Origin of the sequence: Aeromonas sp. QDB34, assembly GCF_027705405.1 — a bacterium.
GTDB classification, from domain to species: domain Bacteria; phylum Pseudomonadota; class Gammaproteobacteria; order Enterobacterales; family Aeromonadaceae; genus Aeromonas; species Aeromonas hydrophila.
In genome coordinates, this window is record NZ_JAPDBT010000001.1 from 796539 (window position 1) to 817138 (window position 20600).

At 61.4% G+C, this 20600-nt stretch carries 17 protein-coding genes; 9 read left to right on the forward strand and 8 right to left on the reverse strand.

Annotation, left to right across the window (positions count from 1 at the left end; genetic code table 11):
* Positions 1 to 289 precede the first annotated feature (289 nt).
* Both OKC29_RS03535 and OKC29_RS03540 read right to left on the reverse strand, forming a co-directional pair.
* Entirely contained in the window at positions 290 to 943 is a 654-nt protein-coding gene (locus OKC29_RS03535; protein ID WP_073350535.1) for a thiopurine S-methyltransferase, read from the reverse strand.
* A 214-nt stretch (positions 944 to 1157) separates the two neighbouring features.
* Entirely contained in the window at positions 1158 to 2507 is a 1350-nt protein-coding gene (locus tag OKC29_RS03540; protein WP_162275701.1) for a leucine-rich repeat-containing protein kinase family protein, read from the reverse strand.
* Positions 2508 to 2805: 298 nt separating this feature from the next.
* Here OKC29_RS03540 and OKC29_RS03545 point away from each other — a divergent pair, with 298 nt between their 5' ends.
* Together OKC29_RS03545 and OKC29_RS03550 are read left to right on the forward strand one after the other, a co-directional pair.
* Positions 2806 to 3570: an SDR family oxidoreductase gene (locus tag OKC29_RS03545; RefSeq protein ID WP_073350539.1), complete on the forward strand. Its 765-nt coding sequence runs from the start codon at positions 2806 to 2808 to the stop codon at positions 3568 to 3570.
* A gap of 51 nt (positions 3571 to 3621) precedes the next feature.
* Positions 3622 to 4449 carry a bifunctional transcriptional activator/DNA repair enzyme AdaA gene (locus OKC29_RS03550; RefSeq protein ID WP_073350540.1) on the forward strand — a complete coding sequence of 276 codons (828 nt, stop codon included), beginning with the start codon at positions 3622 to 3624 and terminating at the stop codon, positions 4447 to 4449.
* Positions 4450 to 4746: 297 nt separating this feature from the next.
* Here the strand turns inward: OKC29_RS03550 and OKC29_RS03555 are convergent, their stop codons facing one another.
* From OKC29_RS03555 to guaB, 5 genes are all read right to left on the reverse strand, one after another.
* Entirely contained in the window at positions 4747 to 5247 is a 501-nt protein-coding gene (locus OKC29_RS03555; RefSeq protein ID WP_073350541.1) for a hypothetical protein, read from the reverse strand.
* Positions 5248 to 5430: 183 nt separating this feature from the next.
* Positions 5431 to 5889, reverse strand: a complete 459-nt coding sequence (locus OKC29_RS03560) for a hypothetical protein (protein WP_123785022.1) — start codon at positions 5887 to 5889, stop codon at positions 5431 to 5433.
* Positions 5890 to 6317: 428 nt separating this feature from the next.
* Positions 6318 to 6590 carry a hypothetical protein gene (locus OKC29_RS03565; RefSeq protein ID WP_073350542.1) on the reverse strand — a complete coding sequence of 91 codons (273 nt, stop codon included), beginning with the start codon at positions 6588 to 6590 and terminating at the stop codon, positions 6318 to 6320.
* Positions 6591 to 6969: 379 nt separating this feature from the next.
* Complete coding sequence (guaA, locus tag OKC29_RS03570) at positions 6970 to 8562, reverse strand: glutamine-hydrolyzing GMP synthase (RefSeq protein WP_073350543.1); 1593 nt, start codon at positions 8560 to 8562, stop codon at positions 6970 to 6972.
* 83 nt (positions 8563 to 8645) lie between these two features.
* Complete coding sequence (gene guaB / locus OKC29_RS03575) at positions 8646 to 10109, reverse strand: IMP dehydrogenase (protein WP_011705859.1); 1464 nt, start codon at positions 10107 to 10109, stop codon at positions 8646 to 8648.
* 465 nt (positions 10110 to 10574) lie between these two features.
* On the opposite strand from guaB, the gene OKC29_RS03580 reads away from it, so the two are divergent.
* From OKC29_RS03580 to xseA, 6 genes are all read left to right on the forward strand, one after another.
* A complete protein-coding gene (locus OKC29_RS03580; protein ID WP_073350544.1) occupies positions 10575 to 12443 on the forward strand; it encodes a potassium transporter Kup in 1869 nt (622 codons plus the stop codon).
* Positions 12444 to 12693: 250 nt separating this feature from the next.
* A complete protein-coding gene (locus OKC29_RS03585; RefSeq protein WP_270668875.1) occupies positions 12694 to 13485 on the forward strand; it encodes an energy transducer TonB in 792 nt (263 codons plus the stop codon).
* A 2-nt stretch (positions 13486 to 13487) separates the two neighbouring features.
* Complete coding sequence (locus tag OKC29_RS03590; protein ID WP_010633777.1) at positions 13488 to 14243, forward strand: MotA/TolQ/ExbB proton channel family protein; 756 nt, start codon at positions 13488 to 13490, stop codon at positions 14241 to 14243.
* Positions 14243 to 14662 carry an ExbD/TolR family protein gene (locus tag OKC29_RS03595; protein WP_073350546.1) on the forward strand — a complete coding sequence of 140 codons (420 nt, stop codon included), beginning with the start codon at positions 14243 to 14245 and terminating at the stop codon, positions 14660 to 14662. Before OKC29_RS03590 ends, OKC29_RS03595 begins: the two co-directional genes overlap by 1 nt.
* 138 nt (positions 14663 to 14800) lie before the next feature.
* A complete protein-coding gene (locus OKC29_RS03600; protein ID WP_073350547.1) occupies positions 14801 to 15730 on the forward strand; it encodes a DMT family transporter in 930 nt (309 codons plus the stop codon).
* A gap of 107 nt (positions 15731 to 15837) precedes the next feature.
* On the forward strand, positions 15838 to 17202 hold the full coding sequence (gene xseA / locus OKC29_RS03605) for an exodeoxyribonuclease VII large subunit (RefSeq protein WP_073350548.1): 1365 nt from the start codon (positions 15838 to 15840) through the stop codon (positions 17200 to 17202).
* Positions 17203 to 17274: 72 nt separating this feature from the next.
* Here xseA and hutW read toward each other — a convergent pair whose 3' ends face one another.
* Positions 17275 to 18645, reverse strand: coding sequence for a heme anaerobic degradation radical SAM methyltransferase ChuW/HutW (hutW, locus tag OKC29_RS03610; protein ID WP_162275702.1), 1371 nt, complete (start codon positions 18643 to 18645; stop codon positions 17275 to 17277).
* A gap of 261 nt (positions 18646 to 18906) precedes the next feature.
* Between hutW and OKC29_RS03615 the strand changes: the two genes are divergently transcribed.
* Positions 18907 to 20502, forward strand: coding sequence for a methyl-accepting chemotaxis protein (locus OKC29_RS03615; RefSeq protein ID WP_026080109.1), 1596 nt, complete (start codon positions 18907 to 18909; stop codon positions 20500 to 20502).
* The last annotated feature ends 98 nt before the right edge of the window (positions 20503 to 20600 follow it).

Genomic DNA, 20600 nt, shown 5'->3' on the forward strand with positions numbered 1-20600 from the left:
TCTTTCAGCCAATAAAAAGCCGACCCCGTGGGGTCGGCTGGAAAAACCATAATCAATTGCGACCAGAGCCGCCAAAAGTGAACATGAGCGTGAAAATCAGACACTGAGTTGATGGTCGGCGGGCAGTCCCAAACCAGAGCGCGCCTGCCGATGACAACAGTGATTGAGAAACAGGCTCATCTTAGGCACTCCCCTCCCTTGTCACGTTGATCTATGTCAAAGGAGGTAATAAAGAGTCAACCAGCTGCAGCTTTATGGCCAGTTTTATGGCCTCAGCTCACGCTTTTGGTCAGGCCTCTGGACGGCGCACCAGCCGATAGGCCACCTCGTCGAAGTAGGAGAGCTGGCCCGACAGCACCCTGGGGTGATCGAGCTCGGCCGCTCGCCCCAGCACCTCTACCTGGAAGTGGCGCTCGAACAGGGTGCGCACCTCCATCTCCCCCACCGAGAACGGCGGCTGGCGCTGCTGCTCCGGCTGATATTCCAGGGTCACCAGCAGGATCTGACCACCCGCCTCGATAAGCCGGCTCATCAGCTCGGCATATTGACGGCGCATGGCGGTCGGCAGCGCGATGAGGGCCGCCCTGTCGTAGGCCAGCCGATAGCGGCGGCCAAGTTCGGGGGCGGCGAAAAAATCCCCCTCATAGATGCGCAGACTGTCGTGCTGATGGCACTGATAGGGCCCCTCGGCACTCACAGTGTCGCTCAGCCTGTTCTCGCTGAAAAAGCTGTTGATGGCGACGGATGAGAGCTCGAACCCGTCGACCGGATGGCCCTGCCCGCTCAGCCAGAGCATGTCGCGGGACTTGCCGCACAGGGGCACCAGCACGGGCTCGCCCTGCTGCTGGGCCGACCACCAGGATTGCAGCCAGCGATTGAAATCCGCCTGATGAAAGCCGATCCGGTTCTCTTCCCAACGCTGATGCCAAAATGCCGCTTCCATCCAGTAACCCCTGTCATGTAAAGATGCCTCAATATCACAACTTAGCCCGCTGCACGCAAGCACCAACAAGGCTGCTGCCGCAACTTTTGCCCAAAAAAGCGGAACAAAACAAAAAGGGCCCCAAGGCCCCCTTTTGACATCTTTTTGTCATCCACTCCTGCTCTTTTTCGCCTGCTTTCCACCTGCTACTACAGCGACGGCAGGACGAACCGGATCAGAGCAAAACTGGCTCGGCGCAGATGACCGGCGCCACCGCAGCAAGCCTGGCAGCAATCTCGGTAAAATATGGGCGCGCCGCTACCGCCTCGGCAAGACAGTCATCCACCAGCGCATGCAGGGCATCCAGCCGGTCATCACGGGGAGCACAGCGGGCCAGCAGCTCTTCCAGCAGGCAACCGAAGGCTCTCACTTCCAGTCGCTCCAGCAAGCCGGCCAGCTCACCATCGGTTCGCTCATAACAGGAAGCAGCACCGAAATCCCCAAGCAGCAGCCGCCCCTCCTCTTGCAAGGAGTGCAGCATGTTGTGGGCGTAGAGATCGCCGTGCAGGATACCGCGCCCGTGCAGATGCAGCGCGGCGCTCGCCACTCCCTGCACCATGGCCAGCAGCGCAGCCGGGGTAAAGCGGGCATCGGCTTGATAGATGTCGCGAGTGCAGGAGTCCAGGCTCGGCGGCCCTGCCAGGTTGATAAAATCAGGGTCTATCAGCGCCATCACCAGCGCCGGGATGCCGGAGGGGTGATCGCCCACCCGCCCCTCGACCCCGACCAGATGGGGATGACGACCAGCCGCCAACGACACCGCCAACTCGCAGCGGGGCAGCCCATCGCTGGTCACGGCCCCCTTGAAGCACTTGACCGCCACCGCCCGCGGCCCCGCCGGTGTGGCCAGCTCGGCGCGATGGATGACACCGGATGCCCCCTGCCCCAGCAGCTCGCCCACCGTCAGAGCAGCCCACGGGATATCGGCCACCGAGGCGCACTGGCCCAGCCGCTGCTCCTGCCTGTCGCTGAAGGGGTTGCCCGCATACGCCAGCCAGGCGAGGCGTGGCAGCCTCACCAGCCAATCCGGGAGCGCCTCGAGCCGGTTGGCGGCGATACGCACCAGCTCCAGACGCTGGCAGTTGGCAAGGCTTGCCGGCAGCTCGCGCAGGTGATTGCCCGAGAGCATCAACTTTTGCAGGGCGCCGCACTGACCCAGCTCATCGGGCAACTGCTCCACCGCGTTGTCGGTCAGGATCAACCAGCGCAGCCCCGCCGGCAGCGACGTGGCAGGCACAGTGGCGATCCGGTTGGCCTTGAAGCCCACCATGGTGAGCGCCGGGCAGCGTCCCAGCACCTCAGGCAGTTCGGTAAAGCGGTTCTCGGAGCAGAAAATGATGCGCAACTTGTTGAACCCGGCCAGCTCGTCAGGCAGCCGACTCAACTGGTTGCCGGTGAGATCCAGCACCTCCAGCGTCTCTTTGAGACTCAAGATTTCGGGCGGGAACTCCGTCAGGTTTTCGGCGAGTTTCAGGTGGCGGGCGCCGCAGAGTTCACCTGCGCGCAGCTGTTCCAGGGTATGCATGACATCGTCTCTATCGGGGTGGCCGGCTCGCGGCCAACGGCGCTGCCGGTAGTTGGCCCGGCAGTCAAACCGGCAGTCAAAAAAAGAGGGGGCATTATAGAGAATGACGGCCGAAGATCCCCTGTTTTGTTGCCGCGAGGGCCTGCATCGGCGCACGGTGTCGTGATATGGGGGCAAAGAGAGCAAGATCCGGGTCGTGTCTACAAGGGCCGGTTGCCATAGTGGTGTCGAACCTATTGAGGGTCGAATCCATTACCAACCCTGTGCGCCTGCACAACACACCTGCGAGGGAACTGCCATGTCATTACTGTCCAACAAGGTCGCCATCATCACCGGCGCCAGCTCCGGCATCGGCCGCGCCAGCGCCATCCTGTTTGCCCGGGAAGGGGCCAGCGTCGTCGTCGGCGCCCGCCGCCAGCCCGAGCTGGATCTGCTGGTGGAGGAGATCCGCCATGAGGGGGGCCAGGCAGTGAGCCTGGCGGGAGACGTGAAAAGCGAAACCTATGCCCGCGCCCTGGTAGATCTCGCGCTGACCCGTTTCGGCGGGCTCGATATCGCCTTCAACAACGCAGGCATCACGGGGACACCGGGCAGCGTGCCGGCGCTTGAACTGGCGCAGTGGCAGGAGACCCTGGATACCAACCTCACCAGCGCCTTTGTGGGGGCCAAGTACCAGATCCCCGCCATGCAGGCACGCGGGGGCGGCTCGCTGATCTTTACCTCCACCTTCGTCGGCCATACCCTGGGGCTGCCCGGCATGGCGGCCTATGCCGCGAGCAAGGCGGGCCTCATCGGCCTGACCCAGGTGCTGGCTGCCGAATATGGGGCACAAGGGGTGCGGATCAACGCCCTGCTGCCGGGGGGCACCGACACCCCCATGGGGCAGGCCTTTACCAATACCCCGGAGAGCCTCGCCTTTGTGCAGAATATGCATGCCCTCAAACGGCTGGCCCAACCGGAGGAGATCGCCCGCTCGGCCCTCTATCTCGCATCCGATGCATCCAGCTTTACCACCGGCATTGCCCTGCTGGCCGATGGTGGGGTATCTATTTGTCGCACATGACCTTGTCGCATCCAAGATCCTGCGGCTACAAACCTATCGTGAGAGCGCCTTATGTCTGATTACGCCCGCATCGCCGATGCCATCCGTTTTATCGCAAGCCAGGTGGCACGCCAGCCTACTCTGGACGAGATAGCGGCGCACGTGCACTTAAGCCCCTTTCACTTCCAGCGGCTGTTCAGCCGCTGGGCCGGGGTGACGCCCAAACGCTATCTGCAGGTGCTGACTCTGGAGCGGGCCAAGGCTCTGCTGCAGGAGTCACGCCCGCTGCTGGAGGTGGCCGATACCCTGGGCCTGAGCAGCGGCTCGCGGCTCTATGATCACTTCGTGCAGCTAGAAGCGGTGACACCGGGCGAGTACAAACAGCGCGGGGCCGGGCTGATCATCGATCACGGGATGCACGACACCCCCTTCGGCCAGGCGTTCGTCGCCCTGACCCCGCGGGGAGTGTGCAACTTCTCGTTTCTCGATGACCAGGCCCCAAAGGCGCCGCTGGCCGCCCTCGCCCAGAGCTGGCCCGAGGCGGAGCTGCGAGAATCGCCATCACGCACCCGGGGGGTCATCCACACCATGTTCGATACCAGCAAGGCACAGGATCGCCCTATCTCCTTGCACGTGAGCGGCACCAACTTTCAGATCAGCGTCTGGCGGGCGCTACTGCAGATCCCGCCCGCCAAGGTAGTGAGCTACGCCCAGGTGGCGAGCGCCGTCGGCAACCCCAAGGCCGCCCGCGCCGTGGGGCTGGCAGTGGGGGCCAACCCCGTCGCCTTGATGATCCCCTGCCACCGGGTCATCCAGCAAAACGGCAAACTCGGCGGTTATCACTGGGGCGAGATCCGCAAACAGGCGATACACGCCTGGGAAGCGGCGAGGTATGAGTAAACCTGGCCTTTTCTGCTCGCCCTAATGGGGGAGAAACTGGAGTGTTCGTTGTGAGTCAGCAGACAATCAGGCCGCGCCGAACGAGCAGGCAGTGATATAAAGCGGGTGCATTAAAAGAATCGGGGCGCAGATCGCCCCTTTTGTTACCTTGATAACGAGGCATGGCGCTTAGCCACACCACCCCAGCGGATTGACGAAACACGTAGGGTGCAATAAGCGCAGCGCATTGCACCATTTGCAGAGCGGCTATTGAGCAAGTTATAAGAAACAAGAGTGGCGGTGCAATTTCATTGCATCCTACGGCATTGCTACGAATAATTTTGCATACACTTGCTCAACCGTTTCGAATTTATCGAATTTTCCTTTGGGGACTTCACGAATTTCTGGCCTCTCTGCCTTCACTCCCTCTGCATTTGCCTTGGTGTGTTTGGCTGTACGCATGTCTTCCAAACTAGGCAAAGGTTGTCCCGCTGAACTACCAAAAAACAAAAAAGGACCTAACTCCAGAGTCTCCTCGTTAAAGTAAACCCACAACACACAACCAGATGGCTTGCTTGCTAATGCGATATGAACTTTTTGTTTTGCCGCTTTGGCATGCAAATGCGCTGCCTTTAACTGGATGTGCCGTATCACACCATTTTCTTCGGCTATAAGATCATAGCCTTGGTTATCAACTTCTGGCTTTGCCACTTCCAAGCTACAGCGATCACTACTCCAAGAGAACTTGAGCATTTCGCCAATAAACAAATGCTCAATGAGCTTCTCACGAAACGAAGATTTTAGGTAATGTTTGTCCATTGCTTTTACACTTATCGCCCGGCTAAAACACGAGTAAAATAATACCTATGAAATTGTCACATCGGACTCATAAAGAGCATCGTATAAATGATTTAGGCATATTTCACCATTTGTATAACTACTTCAGATAATTAAAATAGCACGAAGTTATGGATGTAGTTTCATGAAACACCAGTCCACAGTTTACGCTCCGTTGCGTTGAAAGTATTGCTCCCACTCACGCATACATTCTTCTGCTAAAATAAAACAGCACTCCTCTCCACGCTCAGTTTCAATTGTTGCTTTATCTATGCGAGTCATAGATTGACCATCACCATCAAGCATACTGACAGAAATAGTGTTAGTTATTTTAAACAAACCAATTTCTGTATTACTTCTTCTGCTTTTGAGCTTTTTGTGCTTCAGGCGATTACATATGTCCGCACATATTCTCAATGCTGGGGTTGTGCTGACAAACTCCTCTACATTAGTGAAAGAGGAATATTCTGGAGAGTTTTTCACCCAATCTTTTAAGTGGTAACAGATTTCAAAGAACGAAAACAACTCAAATTCTATGTTTCCACCGTATTGTGGATACACCCCATCTCGAATAGAGGGTAATTTATTAAACTGATATTGAAGCCTTGCTCTATGATAAATCAAAGTGCCTCCCAAAAGCATACTAATAAAATCTCAGAGCATTCTATATTACTCAGCAAAATTTTATCGTCACAAAATTTTTCATATAATATTCACGACCTATCTGTGACAGATTAGCCGGTTCAACCAGATTACAGTCTCATGTCTGCTGTTTTTTACCTGTGGTGTGGTTATGGCTTGGTATATCGGTGACTCCAAAGAAGCTCTTATATAACTGTATATCTTAGCGATAGAGACAAATGGGTAACAGAGAATGATTGCAATTTCCTGAGCGAGATCAACAAACAAACCAACAAGTACAAATATCGACCACATATCAGAGGTAACTGGTTGTGGAAAAGAAAGACGCCCTAAGGCGTCTTTCTTTTATCTGGGGTCTGGAGCAAACCGGTTAGGAGATCTCCCCCTCCCCGCCTTGCCCCGCAACCTAATCAGATCGAGGTGATGGAGGTGATATGGGCCGATCCATCCAGCGACTGGAAGATCTGCACCACGGCTTCCCCGTGGATCGGGTTGGGCAACGGCACCGTGGTTTTGCATTTGAAGCGGTAGTTGGTGCCGGCGACAACCTGGGTGGAGACTTCAAAGGGTGTGTACTGCACCCCGACAAATCCTTCCAGCGCCTGGTTGAATACGGCCTGATCTTTGGCGCTCAGCTTGTGGTAGGCAGTCCATCCGCCCAACAACACTGCTTGTTCTGACATAACAAACCCTCCGTGATCTCTTGTCCCTACTCGTTTGGCTGTTCGGGTTCCGCCCCGTTTATTCAAGTGGTGTCCGGACTCCACCGGGGGCCATACCAGATATCGGTATGTCCGGTGTCGACAGCGCACATGAAGGCGTTGCTGTCGTCACCCTCCCCTGCTGCCACGACCATCGCCTCACAACATCGGTCTCAATTGGCATGGCTGAGCCTAGTGCGAGATCCATAAAACACCCCCTGTCAGAAATGACAGAGGCAGAGAGGTGAGAGAGCGGCTAGCGAGGGGAAAAGTGAGACGCAAACGATTGGAAAAAGAAAAGACGCCGCAAGGGCGTCTTTTTTACATTTTTATGCTTGAAGGACGAAAGGGCGTTAGCCGCTTATTCCCATTCGATGGTTGCGGGCGGCTTGCCGGAGACGTCGTACACCACGCGGGAGATGCCGTTGATCTCGTTGATGATGCGGTTCGACACGTGACCGAGGAAGTCGTACGGCAGGTGGGCCCAGTGGGCGGTCATGAAGTCGATGGTCTCGACGGCGCGCAGCGCAATGACCCAGTCATATTTGCGACCATCGCCCATGACGCCAACGGAGCGCACCGGCAGGAAGACGGCGAACGCCTGGCTGACCTGGTTGTAGAGATCGGCTTTGCGCAGCTCTTCGATAAAGACCGCATCGGCCTTGCGCAGCAGATCGCAGTACTCTTTCTTCACTTCGCCAAGCACCCGCACGCCCAGACCCGGACCCGGGAACGGGTGACGGTAGAGCATGTCGTAGGGCAGACCCAGCTCGAGGCCAACGCGGCGCACTTCGTCCTTGAACAACTCGCGCAGCGGTTCGACCAGACCCATCTTCATCTCTTCCGGCAGGCCGCCGACGTTGTGGTGAGACTTGATGACGTGGGCTTTGCCGGTCTTGCTGGCGGCCGATTCGATGACGTCCGGGTAGATGGTGCCTTGCGCCAGCCAGCGGGCGTTTTTCAGCTTTTTCGCTTCATCGTCGAACACTTCGACGAAGACGCGGCCGATGATCTTGCGCTTGGCTTCCGGCTCGTCGATACCCGCCAGGGCAGAGAGGAAGCGCTCTTCGGCATCGACCTTGACGATGTTCAGACCAAAGTGATCGCCAAACATCTCCATCACCTGCTGGCCTTCGTTCAGGCGCAGCAGACCGTTGTCGACGAAGACGCAGGTCAGGCGATCGCCGATGGCGCGGTGCACCAGCATGGCAACCACGGAGGAGTCGACCCCGCCGGAGAGGCCCAGGATCACCTCGTCGTCACCCACCTGCTCACGGATGCGGGTAACGGCGTCGTCGATGATGGTGGCCGGGGTCCACAGGCATTCGCAGCCACAGATGTCTTTGACAAAGTGCTCCAGCATGCGGGCACCCTGACGGGTGTGGGTCACTTCCGGGTGGAACTGCACGCCGTAGAAACGCTTGGCTTCGTTGGCCATGGCGGCGTGCGGGCAGGTGGCGGTCTGGGCGATGGTGGTGAAGTCGGCCGGAATAGTGGTGACCTTGTCACCATGGCTCATCCACACATCCAGCAGCGCATTGCCGTTGTCGGCGATGGCATCTTCGATGTTGCGCAAGAGGGCGCTGCTGGTCTTGCCGGAGTTGCCCAGCACTTCCACCTTGGCGTAGCCGAATTCACGCTCGGTGGAGGATTGCACCTTGCCACCCAGCTGCTCGGCCATGGTTTGCATGCCGTAGCAGATGCCGAACACCGGCACGCCGGCGTTGAACACGTACTCGGGGGCGCGCGGGCTGCCCGCTTCGGTGACGGACTCGGGGCCGCCGGAGAGGATGATGCCGCTCGGATTGAATTCGCGGATCTGCTCTTCGGTCACATCCCAGGCCCACAGTTCGCAGTAGACGCCGATTTCGCGCACGCGGCGGGCGATCAGCTGGGTGTACTGGGAACCGAAGTCGAGGATAAGGATACGGTGCTGGTGAATGTCTTTAGTCATTTTATTCCTGCATCAGGCTGCTGTTGTCACAAAAAGCACGGGATAAAAAAGCGGTGGAGAAACGGGGCCGCAGCCCCGTTTTATCAGCCCATCCGATAGTTGGGGGCTTCTTTGGTAATGGTCACGTCGTGAACGTGGGACTCTTTCATCCCGGCGCCCGAGATGCGCACGAATTCGGCCTTGGTGCGCATGTCGTCGATGGTGGCGCTGCCGGTCAACCCCATGGAGGAGCGCAGGCCGCCCATCTGCTGGTGGATGATCTCTTTGAGGCGGCCCTTGTACGGCACGCGGCCTTCGATCCCTTCCGGCACCAGCTTGTCGGCGGCGTTGTCAGTCTGGAAGTAGCGGTCGCTGGAGCCCTTGGACATGGCGCCCAGAGAACCCATGCCACGGTAGGATTTGAAGGAGCGACCCTGATAGAGCTCGATCTCGCCCGGCGCCTCTTCGGTACCGGCGAACATGGAGCCCACCATGACGCAGCTTGCGCCAGCGGCGATGGCCTTGGCCACGTCACCGGAGAAGCGGATGCCGCCATCGGCAATCACCGGGATGCCGGTGCCTTCCAGCGCGTCGACGGCGTCGGAGATGGCGGTGATCTGGGGCACGCCCACGCCGGTCACGATACGGGTCGTACAGATGGAGCCCGGGCCGATACCCACCTTGACGGCGTTGACGCCGGCAGCGGCCAGCGCCTTGGCACCAGCGGCGGTGGCCACGTTGCCACCGATGATCTGCAGATCAGGGTAGGCTTCGCGGGTCGCCTTGATGCGATCCAGCACACCCTGGGAGTGGCCGTGGGAGGAGTCGATCAGCAGCACGTCCACACCGGCTTCCACCAGGGCGGCGACGCGCTCTTCGTTGCCTGCACCGGCACCGACGGCAGCACCGACCCGCAGACGACCCTTGTCATCTTTACAGGCGTTCGGCTTGCGCTCGGCTTTCTGGAAGTCTTTGACGGTGATCATGCCCTTGAGCTTGAAGTCGGCGTTGACCACCAGCACCTTCTCGATACGGTGCTTCTGCATCAGGCCAACCACCTCTTCGCGGGGAGCGCCTTCACGCACAGTGACCAGACGATCCTTCTGGGTCATGATCTGTTCGACAGTCTGGGAGAGATCGATCACGAAGCGCACATCACGACCGGTGATGATGCCCACCAGCTGATTGCCCTCGGTCACCACCGGATAACCGGCGAAACCGTTCTTGTGGCTCAGCTCCTTGATCTGGGCGATGGTCATGTCGGGGCGTACGGTGACGGGGTCAGTGACCACGCCGCTCTCGTACTTCTTGACCTTGCGCACTTCGGCAGCCTGCTGCTCGATGGACATGTTCTTGTGGATAAAGCCGATACCGCCTTCCTGGGCCAGTGCGATAGCCAGACGGGCTTCGGTCACTGTGTCCATGGCAGCGGAGATCATGGGGATGTTCAGGCTGATGGCAGAGGTCAGCTTGGTACGCAGATCGGCAGTATTGGGAAGAACTTCGGAGTGGGCGGGAACCAACAGTACATCGTCGAAGGTTAACGCTTCTTTGGCAATCCTGAGCATGGCAATATCTCACCGTTGAGGAAATGGGGGTGTAAAATATTGCCGACGAAGTTTACTCACGCATTGGTCACTGGTAAAGAAGTTTTTTGAATTTTTTATGGCGTTTTGGCCTTTTCAGCCGCCAAGCCGCTAAAAAACCAACATTTTCAGTCGCAAAACAGCCTTTTGGGGACAAAAGAGTTGTCTCATTGCGGTTTTATGCAAAAAAGTTCCCGTTTCATTTTTTCAGGCAGCCCCGCTTCCCCTCCCCCGTTGCAGGCCGTTTGGCTCTGGTCGATCGCACTCGACAGCAAGCCCATGCGCGCCTGGCCGTCCCCCTCAAACACTGAATCGGGCAGAGCAACATCCAGGGTGTTTCACCCAAACCGGCACGCCAAACGAAAGGGCCTTTTCGCAGTGCGGGTTTCCTTTGTGCCTGAGCCTGCGTATCATGATTAACAGTCTGAATTGAAATGGAATTTCATGATGAGCCACGGACACCAGCAAGGGCGCATGGCCATTACCCTGGCGGCACTGGGGGTCGTCTATGGCGATCTCGGCACCAGCCCGCTTTATGCCCTCAAGGAGAGCTTCGCCGGACACCTGGGTCTGCAGCCCACCCCGGAGGGGATCCTCTCCATCGTCTCCCTCTTCTTCTGGACCATCATGATCGTGGTCTCATTCAAATATGTGCTGCTGGTGCTCCGGGCCGACGACAAGGGAGAAGGGGGGATCCTCACCCTCGCCTCGCTAGCCTCCCGCCGCCTCCCGGCCAAGCCGCGCGCCCTGCTCATGCTGCTCGGTCTGGTCGGCGTGGGGCTGTTCATCGGGGATGCGGTGATCACCCCCGCCATCTCGGTGCTCTCGGCGGTCGAAGGGTTACAGGTGATCACTCCGGAGCTGACGCCGTTTGTGCTGCCCATCACCCTCACCGTGCTGGTGATCCTGTTCGGGGCCCAACATTACGGCACCGCCGGCATCGGTCGCCTGTTCGGCCCCATCATGCTGATCTGGTTCGGGGTGCTGGCGGCGCTCGGGGCCTATGAGATCGGGCAAAACCCCGCCATCCTGCAGGCCGTCAACCCGCTCTACGCCCTCGATTTCATGGTCAGCCGACCGGGTGTCGCCTTCATCACCCTGGGGGCCGTCGTGCTCTGCGTCACCGGTACGGAGGCGCTCTACGCCGACATGGGCCACTTTGGCCGTGGCGCCATCCAGCTGGCCTGGGGTTCTCTGGTGATGCCCGCCCTGCTGCTCAACTACTTCGGCCAGGGAGCCCTGCTGCTGCGCAATCCCGCCGCCATCGAAAACCCCTTCTACCTGCTTGCCCCCTCCTGGCTGGCCTTTCCCCTGCTGATCCTCGCCACCCTGGCCACCGTCATCGCCTCCCAGGCGGTGATCTCGGGCACCTACTCGGTGGTGCGCCAGGCCATTTTGCTCGGCTACCTGCCGCGCCAGGAGATCCGCCACACCTCGGAGCACGAGATAGGCCAGATCTACCTGCCGCTGGTAAACTGGTTGCTGCTGGGGGGCATCGTCATCGTCATCCTCTGGTTCCAGAGTTCAAGCAACCTGGCCGCCGCCTACGGCATCGCGGTGACCGGCACCATGGCGCTCACTACTTTGCTGCTGATGGTGGTGGCCGCCCGCCGCTGGAAGTGGTCGCGCTGGCTGATTGCACTGATATGCGCACCGCTGCTGCTGGTCGATGTCACCTTCTTTGCCGCCAATACCACCAAGTTTCTGGCCGGTGGCTGGCTCCCCATCCTGTTTGCGCTGCTGGCCATCATAGTGATGACTACCTGGAAGCGCGGACGGGAGCTGGTGCTCGACAAGCTGGAGCACAAGTCACTGGCGCTGAAGGGATTTGTCGACAACATGCAGGCACACCCGCCGCTGCAGGTCCCCGGCACCGCCGTGTTTCTCTCCAAGTCGGTGCAGGTGGTGCCCCACGCAATGCTGCACAACCTCAAACACAACAAGATCCTGCACGAAAGGGTCATTTTCCTGACCGTTCAGATCAAGGACGAACCCTGGCTCTCCTTCAAGGAGCGCATCGAACTCACCCACCTTGGCGAGGGGTTCTGGCAGGTGGTCGCCCACTTTGGCTACAAGGAGGTGCCCTCCATGGAGGAGATCTTCCAGGCCTGCGCCCAGGAGGATCTGAAGGTCACCATGGCCAAGACCTCTTTCTTCCTCTCCCACGAGAACCTGGTCAGCACCGATCTGCCCGGCATGGCGCGCTGGCGAGAGGGCCTGTTCGTCTGGATGAACCGCAATTCCCTCAAGGCGACCGACTTCTTTCATATTCCCGCCAACCGGGTGGTGGAGCTCGGGGTATTGCTGGAGTTGTGACGCCGCCAGCCAACAGGGGGTAAGACCGGTGCGAACGCACACCGCTCAATCCGTTGCCAGCCGGGAACGCCGTTGCCCGGTCCGGCTTCTTATTGCCTGCAAGCCAGCCTCACCACGATTAAAATACGATTGATAATGGTTCTTGTTTGTGATTCTCATTGTCAGGCATGCTAGCGGCCTGACGCCTGTTCTGGCGCCTTCACACTAGCCGTTTGAGTATGAATATGAAGACCAGGAAGGGAGACAAGTGATGGACTCCTGCAGCCCGAGACCAGCACTGCCCGCCAACGATCCCGACGCCGCCCGTCTCGTTTGCCTTGCCATCGCGATCGCCCTGCATCTTGCCGCCTTCTGGTGGCTCTATGCGCACCAGCCTGCGCCCATCACCCCGCCCTTGCCGCTGACCCTGTCGGCCCGCTGGGTTGGCGAGGCCGCGACCAATGACGCGCCAGCCAAGGCGGCCCCTGCTCCTGCTCCTGCTCCTACAGTGCAGCAAGTACAAAAAGTGTCGCAAAAAGCCAAGCCATTGCCGACACCCAAAAAACCGCCGGCCAAGCCAGTCAAGAAAAGCGTCAAGCCGGTGGTCAAACCGCTTAAACACAGTCCCCCGCCGGTGCAGCCCGCCAAGGTCATGCCGGTGAGCAGTCCGCAACCGCCGGTCACTGCGCCCGCCCCTGCGACGACGGCAACGGCCACACAGGCGAGCGGCGGAAGTGCCAGTCAGAGTCCTGCCCACAAGGCTGGCGGCGGCGCGGGCAACAGCGCTCCCATCGCCCGCGATGCCCGGCTCAACAACCCCGAGCCCCAATATCCCTATGAGTCGAGACGACGGGGAGAAGAGGGGCGGGTCATCCTCAATGTACGGGTGACGGCCGAGGGCACCGCCGCCTCGGTGGAGGTGGACAAGAGCAGCGGCTATCGGCGGCTGGACATGACGGCCCGCAAGACCGTCAGCCGCTGGAAATTCATTCCTGCCAAACAGAACAACGTGGCCGTCGAGGCCTCGGCAAAAGTCACCATCATTTTCAAATTAAGGGCTTGAACATGGATCCTGAAATCGCAAGCAACGGCATGGGCATCGCCCACCTGCTCAGCCAGAACAGCGGTGTGGGGCTGATCCCCTTCATCCTGCTGGTATTGATGTCTCTTGGCACCTGCTATTACGCCCTGCTCAAGGGCTATCTCGCACAGCGGGAACAACGCCTCAACGCGCGCTTCGTCGCCGATTTCTGGCAACACGACAGCGTGCAGGAGATGGAGCGCCAGCTGGCCCACCTGCCGCCACAGGAGGCCTATGGCCGGCTGACCGGCGCCGCGCTGGCGGCCGTGGCCCAGCTGAACCGAGCCGAGGAGCGTGCGGTCAGCTGCAAGCTGGGTTCGCCGGATGAATATCTGCTGCGCGCCATGCGCCGCGCCATCACCCAGGAGCGGGTGCGGCTGGAGCAGGGGCTGGCCTTCCTCGCCTCGGTGGGCTCGGCAGCCCCCTTCATCGGGCTGTTCGGCACCGTCTGGGGCATCTACCACGCCCTGCTGGCCATCGGCGCCGCCGGTCAGAGCAGTCTGGACAAGGTCGCCGGCCCCGTGGGCGAGGCGCTGATCATGACCGGCTTCGGCCTCGCGGTCGCCCTGCCGGCCGTGCTCATCTACAACTTCTTCGTGCGGCGCAATCGGCTCAGGCTCGCAGCGCTGGAGGAGTTTGGCCACGACCTGTTCACCCTGCTGGTGACCGGCTTCGAGCAGGTTGCCACCAACAACGTCACCCCGCTGGTCGAGCGGGAAACCAGACAGGGGCGCGGCTGATGGCATTTGGCAAACTGTCGGACGAGGGGGACGATCAACCTCTCTCCGAGATCAACATGATCCCGATGATCGACGTCATGCTGGTGCTGCTCATCGTGTTCATGATCACCGCCCCCTTGCTCACCAACGCGGTCAAGCTTGAGCTGCCAGAGGCCAGCAGCCAGCTCAACCAGCCAGACAAGCAGGACATCAACCTCGCCATCGATGGGGCCGGCAAGATCTACTGGAACGATCAGGAGGTCGACGAAGCCGCCCTGCTCGCCAAGATGGAGAGCGCCGGCCAGGCCGAGGGGGAGCAGCCCGAGATCCAGCTGCGCATCGATCGCAAGGTGGAGTACGGCATCATCGCCAGGGTGATGGCCCAGGCCTCCCAACACGGCCTGCACAAGATTGCCTTCGTGAGCCAGCCGGAGCCGTAACGCTCCCGTCACCCACACACCGGTACGCCAGGGCATGGATGCCCTGCTGCCATCCTTGCAGTTGCCAGCACAGGTACCTTGTCGGCATCATGCCGATGCAGCGCCAATATTGGCCACCATCACCTCAAGGACGACACCATGAAACCTGCCGATTATGGGCGCCTGCTCCTGCTGGCCGCCATCTGGGGCGCCAGCTTCCTGTTCATGCGCATCGCCGCCCCGGCGTTTGGCGCCGTCAACACCACCTTCCTGCGGGTCCTGTTCGCCCTCATCGGGCTTGCCGTCATGCTCCTGCTGCTGCGCGCCCCCATGGGGTTTCAGGGCCAGCTCAAGTCCGCCATGCTGCTGGGCGTCATCAACTCCGCCATCCCGTTTCTGATGTACGCCATCGCCGCCCTCTGGCTGCCGGCCGGCTACTCGGCCATCCTCAACGCCACCACGCCGCTGATGGGGGCCCTCATCGGCTTTTCCTGCTTCAACGAGCGCCTTGACCGGCGCAAATGGCTGGGGGTGGTATTGGGGGTGATCGGGATCAGCCTCATCACCACCACCGGCGAGGTGAGTGCCGGTGGGCATCTGCTGCCCGGGGTGCTGGCCTGCCTGTTTGCCACCGCCTGCTACGGCCTTGCCGGTTTTCTCACCCGCAGCTGGATCACCCATCGCGGCGGGCTCGATGCCAAGCTGGTGGCCTTTGGCAGCCAGCTGGGTGCCAGCCTGTTCCTGCTGCCCTTTTTCGCTTACCAGCTGGCGGCCAGCCCTGCGGTCGACTGGGCCGTGCCCACCGCCTGGGCCAGCGTGCTGGCGGTCGGCGTGGTCTGTACCGCCCTCGCCTATCTGCTCTATTTTCGACTGATCGCCGATATCGGCCCGCTGCGCAGTCTCACCGTCACCTTCCTCATTCCCCCTTTTGGCATCTTGTGGGGCGCGCTGGTGCTGGGCGAGACCTTGAGCCAGGGCTTCGTGCTGGGGGGCCTGGTCGTCTGCCTCTCGGTCTGGCTGGTGACCAGCCAGGCCAGCCCCCCGGCCGTTCAGGTCCGGGCGCAGCCTCAGGATCCGGACGCACGCTGAACCCGACAGGGCCAGCGCCGCTCGGCGTTCGCCCCGAACTGCGTTAAGATGGCGCCATTGTTTTATGCCCCCGCCCCCAAGGCGGGGCACACAGTGCAGGACCAGCCTTGAACTACCGCAACGAACCGAGTCAAAGCAGACAACAGCAGGTCTTTACCGTCACCCGCCTCAACAGCGCCGTGCGCATGATCCTGGAGCAGGATCTGGGGCTGGTGTGGCTGACCGGCGAGCTCTCCAACCTGGCGATGCCAAGCTCCGGCCACTGGTACTTCTCGCTCAAGGACATGTCGGCCCAGGTGCGCTGCGCCATGTTCAAGGGCAACAACCGACGGGTGGCGTTTCGCCCGCAGGATGGCATGCAGGTGCTGGTGCAGGCGCGGGTCTCCCTCTATGAGCCGCGCGGCGACTACCAGCTGATCATCGAATCGATGCAGCCGGCGGGCGACGGCGTGCTGGCGCTGCGCTTTGAGGAGCTCAAGCGCCGCCTCGGCGCCGAGGGGCTGTTCGATGATGGGCGCAAGCGCCCCCTGCCCCGCGAACCGCGCGCGGTGGGGTTGGTCACCTCAGCCACCGGCGCTGCCCTGCATGACATGCTGACCGTGCTCAAACGCCGCGCACCGGATCTACCGGTGTTTATCTACCCCACCCAGGTGCAGGGGAGCGCCGCCATCGGCCAGATCGTCTCTGCCATTGCCCTGGCCAACCGCCGCGCCGAGGTGGATGTGCTGATCGTCGGGCGCGGCGGCGGCTCGCTCGAAGATCTCTGGTGCTTCAACGAAGAGGCGGTGGCGCGCGCCATCGCCCACTCCGCCATACCGGTGGTGAGCGCGGTGGGCCACGAGGTGGATGTCACCATCAGCGACTTTGCCGCCGACTTGCGCGCCCCGACCCCGTCGGCGGCCGCCGAGCTGGTGGCGCCGGATCAGAGCGCCCGTGCCCAGCGCCTCGTCCATCTCAAGCAGCAACTGCTGCAGGCGATGAGCCGCCAGCAGACCGCCGCCCGCCACGATTTCATCCTGCTGCAAAAGCGACTCGACCATCAGGATCCGAAGCGGCGGCTGGAGCAGCAATCCCAGCGCCTCGACGAGCTCTCCGCCCGTTTGCAGCAACTGATGAATCACAGACTGCATCAGGGGGAGCGGCGCCTCGCCAATCTGGAGCTGCGCCTGCAGGGCAAGAGTCCGGAGCGCTTGCTGGCCGCCGGCAAGCGTCGCCACCAGCTGGCCGAGGAGCGCCTCCATGCCCTCATCGCCAAACGCCGGGATCTGGCCGACCACCGCCTCGCCATGCTCAGCGCCCGCCTCGACGGGGTGAGCCCGCTCGCCACCCTGGGGCGCGGCTACTCCATCACCCGCACCCAGAGCGGTGAGGTGATCAGCCGCGCCGCCCAGGTGGATGCCGGCCAGACGCTGGTCACCCAGCTTGCAGAGGGGCAGCTGCGGGTGCGGGTGGAAGAGGTCCACCAGCCATAACGAACAAGGGGGCACATCAGGTGCCCCCTTGTTTATCATCCTCTCTTTGTCAGGCCCTCTCGACCAGTGCACTCACACCAGCGAATGGCGCACCGCCTGCGCCGGATCGGCAGGTGACGTACCCGACCCCGCCAGCGGGTTGAGCTGCAAGTATTCAAACAGCCCAGCCTGCAGATTGACGTTCCAGAAGCGCCCCGCCAGGGTGAGCTCAAACCGCGCCTCGCTCAGCGTTGCCAGTCCGTGCTGCTGCCAGGCCTCGAACAAGGGTTGCAGATGTACCCGCAGCGGCGTCGGCAAGCGGGCCAGCGCCAGCCAGCCGCTGTCGAGCGCGCCGCGCAGCAGACCATCGAGGCGGCCATTGGGATTGCGCCCCATCACCATGCCGGGGGCCCGCTGATCCGCCGCCAGCGCCTCGTGCCAGAGCGCCAGATCCCGGCCATACATGAGGCCGTGCCCATGCACGTTGCCGCCGGCCCCGGCCCCGAAGGGGAGGATCTCGGCGCCGCGCTTGGCCATCTGGTTGTAGCGGCTCTGTTCGGCCTCGCCGCGCCGCCAGTGGCTGCAGGAGAGCCGCTGCCAGCCCCCCTGCTCCAGCGTCTGGGCGCCATAGGCATACATGGCGGCCCGCTGCTGGCCGTCGGCGGCCCAACCGAGCTTGCCCTTCGCCTCGGCACGGGCCAGATTGGTGCCGGCCATGGCGATGAGTTGATAGAGATCCACCCCATGCACCCCGCTCGCCATCACATCCGCGATGTCCTGACGCCACACGGCATCATCCTGGCCCGGCAGGCCGAAGATGAGATCGGCCACGATCACCGCGTCGTCGTGACGGGTCAGCTCCCCCAACCGGGTCAGCAGGGTCGCCCGGTCGTCGAAGCGAGCCGCCTCCTGGCGCACCTCGGTATCAAAGCTCTGCACACCGAACGAGAAGCGGTTGAAGCCGCCCGCCAGCGCACTGTGCCACTTGGCATCGTCAAAACCGTTGAGGCGCCCCTCCAGGGTCACCTCCGCATCCGAAGTCAGGGGAAAACGACGGATGGCGGCGGCCAGCATCGCCAGCTCGTCGGCGCTCATGTCCGTCGGCGTGCCGCCCCCCACATAGACGGCCGAGAAGGGGCGGCTCTGGGTGAAGGGTGTCTCGACGGCCCGGGCAAGCGCGCTACAGAGCGCATTGACATAGCGGGTGATGCGGGCCGGGTTGGCGCCATTTTCAAAGAAATTGCAGAAGCTGCAGCGCTTGCGGCAAAACGGGATGTGGATATAGAGCGCCCGCTCGTCCGCCTCGCTCTCACGGTACCACCAGGCTTGCCAGTCGGCATGGTCGAGGGTGAGCGGGCGCATGCCGCCGCGACTGGCGTGGGCCGAGGTCTTGGCGCCAAAGGCGAACTTGAGGGGATCCGGGGTGGCAAGACCGGTCATGGTCGGGGTCAGCAGTGGTGTCATCGCAGGCAAGGTTATCAAGTGAATAATGCAAATGATAACCACTATCAATAAATGCCAAGTTTGTGCTGGATCAACTCAACGACGAACAGCTCTCGTTTGCTACGCACCATTAACCTCCAACACGGATCCAGTTAACAGATAATTTACTCAAGATGAGGTAGGGTGTGCCGATAGAGAACCATCTCCCCCGTTCTGATGAGCGAGCGCGGGGAGAGTCATCAACCATTGACGATCGCTCACCTGCGCATGGACCTGCCAACGATGCAAAATCTGTCTCTGAACTGGAAAATCTTTCTCCCCCTCGCCCTGGTCATCGGCTGCACCTTCGCCCTCAGCTTCGAGCTCTCCGCCTGGCTGCAACGGGATCTCGCCATCCGGCTGGCGGGTGAGAAGGTGGAGAGCGCCGCCAACACCTACATGGATCAGCTCAACGTGCTGATGATGACGGGGGCCATCGCCAACCGCCAGATCGTGCAGACCAAGCTCAAGAGCGAGGCCGGCATCGTCGAGGCCCGCCTGATCCGCGCCCCTGCGGTGACCAGCCTGTTCGGCCCCGGTCACCCGGATCAGCAGATTGAAGACAAGCTGGACGAACGCGCCATCAACCAGGGGGAGACCATTCTCGAGCAGCAGGGCAACCAGCTCACCCTGATCAAGCCCTTCAAGGCCTACAAGGAGTACCGCGGTACCCAGTGCACCACCTGCCACCAGGTGGCGGAAGGCACCGTCATGGGGGCGGTGCGCATCAGTTACGATCTCAGCCACACCTTTGGCGAGATCCATCGCAACAACCTGATCCTGAGCGGTAGCCTGGTGGCGGTGTTCGGGCTGGGCTTCGGCCTGCTGGGCTGGGTGCTGCAGCGCTACATTAAGCGGCCGGTACGCCATCTGCAGCTGGCCATGACCCGCATGGCCAAGGAGCGGGATCTCTCCCTCCCCCTGATCAATCCCAACCGGGATGAGCTGGGCGAGATGACCCGCGCCGTCAGCGACATGGTGCAGGGGTTTCGCCACAGCCTGCAGGAGGTGGAGAGCGCCACCCACCAGCTCTATCAGGAGTCCAACCAGATCCGCCAGGTGGCGACCCAGACCGAAGGCTCGGCCCGCCAGCAGGAGAGCATGACGGTTCAGGTGGCCGCCGCCGTGAGCGAGCTGGCCGCCAGCTCTCACGAGGTGCGCGAGCACGCCCGCAAGAGCGCCGAGCTTTCCGCCCTCACCAACCAGGATGCGGCCAACACCAGTCGCCTCGCCCAGCACTCCATCAACGACATGGGCGAGATGTCGGCGGAGATCGAGCGGGTCGACAGGGTGATCCAGCAGCTCGACAACCGCTGTCTGGCGGTCGACGGGGTGCTGGAGGTGATCAAGGGGATCGCGGATCAGACCAACCTGCTGGCCCTCAACGCCGCCATCGAGGCAGCCCGGGCCGGCGAACAGGGCCGCGGCTTTGCGGTGGTGGCCGACGAGGTGCGCGCCCTCTCCAACCGCAGCCGCGCCGCCAGCGAGGAGATCTCCCAGATGATCGCCGCCCTGCAAAACGAGGCCCAGAGCGCGGTGTCGGTGATCGGGGATGCCAAGGCCAAGGCGGACGAGAGCATCCACAAGACAGAGGCGACCCTGGCCGCCATGCAGAACATCATCGGCCGCATCAGCAGCATCAACGATCTCAATGCCCAGATGGCGCAATCCGCCGAGGAGCAGGACAGGGTCTGCAGCGAAGTGGACGGCTCCGTGAGCGACATTCGCAACACCTCCAACGACACCCTGGGCCAGGCTCACGCCGCCAACCTCGCCAGCGTCCAGCTGGTGGAGCAGTGCCGCAAGCTCGAGCAGCTGCTCAAGACTTACCGCTGGTGATCATGCCTGCCGCCCGCTCTGGCCAATAAAAAAGCGCGACCCAGGGTCGCGCTTTTGTTTTGTATGCCGTAGATCAGGCGCGCCACGCGGCGCCGCCA

Coding starts and splice junctions, on each gene's coding strand:
- OKC29_RS03535 (WP_073350535.1), bottom strand. CDS start 943: ATGGAAGCGGCATTTTGGCATCAGCGTTGGGAAGAGAACCGGATCGGC.
- OKC29_RS03540 (WP_162275701.1), bottom strand. CDS start 2,507: ATGCATACCCTGGAACAGCTGCGCGCAGGTGAACTCTGCGGCGCCCGC.
- OKC29_RS03545 (WP_073350539.1), top strand. CDS start 2,806: ATGTCATTACTGTCCAACAAGGTCGCCATCATCACCGGCGCCAGCTCC.
- OKC29_RS03550 (WP_073350540.1), top strand. CDS start 3,622: ATGTCTGATTACGCCCGCATCGCCGATGCCATCCGTTTTATCGCAAGC.
- OKC29_RS03555 (WP_073350541.1), bottom strand. CDS start 5,247: ATGGACAAACATTACCTAAAATCTTCGTTTCGTGAGAAGCTCATTGAG.
- OKC29_RS03565 (WP_073350542.1), bottom strand. CDS start 6,590: ATGTCAGAACAAGCAGTGTTGTTGGGCGGATGGACTGCCTACCACAAG.
- guaA (WP_073350543.1), bottom strand. CDS start 8,562: ATGACTAAAGACATTCACCAGCACCGTATCCTTATCCTCGACTTCGGT.
- guaB (WP_011705859.1), bottom strand. CDS start 10,109: ATGCTCAGGATTGCCAAAGAAGCGTTAACCTTCGACGATGTACTGTTG.
- OKC29_RS03580 (WP_073350544.1), top strand. CDS start 10,575: ATGAGCCACGGACACCAGCAAGGGCGCATGGCCATTACCCTGGCGGCA.
- OKC29_RS03585 (WP_270668875.1), top strand. CDS start 12,694: ATGGACTCCTGCAGCCCGAGACCAGCACTGCCCGCCAACGATCCCGAC.
- OKC29_RS03590 (WP_010633777.1), top strand. CDS start 13,488: ATGGATCCTGAAATCGCAAGCAACGGCATGGGCATCGCCCACCTGCTC.
- OKC29_RS03595 (WP_073350546.1), top strand. CDS start 14,243: ATGGCATTTGGCAAACTGTCGGACGAGGGGGACGATCAACCTCTCTCC.
- OKC29_RS03600 (WP_073350547.1), top strand. CDS start 14,801: ATGAAACCTGCCGATTATGGGCGCCTGCTCCTGCTGGCCGCCATCTGG.
- hutW (WP_162275702.1), bottom strand. CDS start 18,645: ATGACACCACTGCTGACCCCGACCATGACCGGTCTTGCCACCCCGGAT.
- OKC29_RS03615 (WP_026080109.1), top strand. CDS start 18,907: ATGCAAAATCTGTCTCTGAACTGGAAAATCTTTCTCCCCCTCGCCCTG.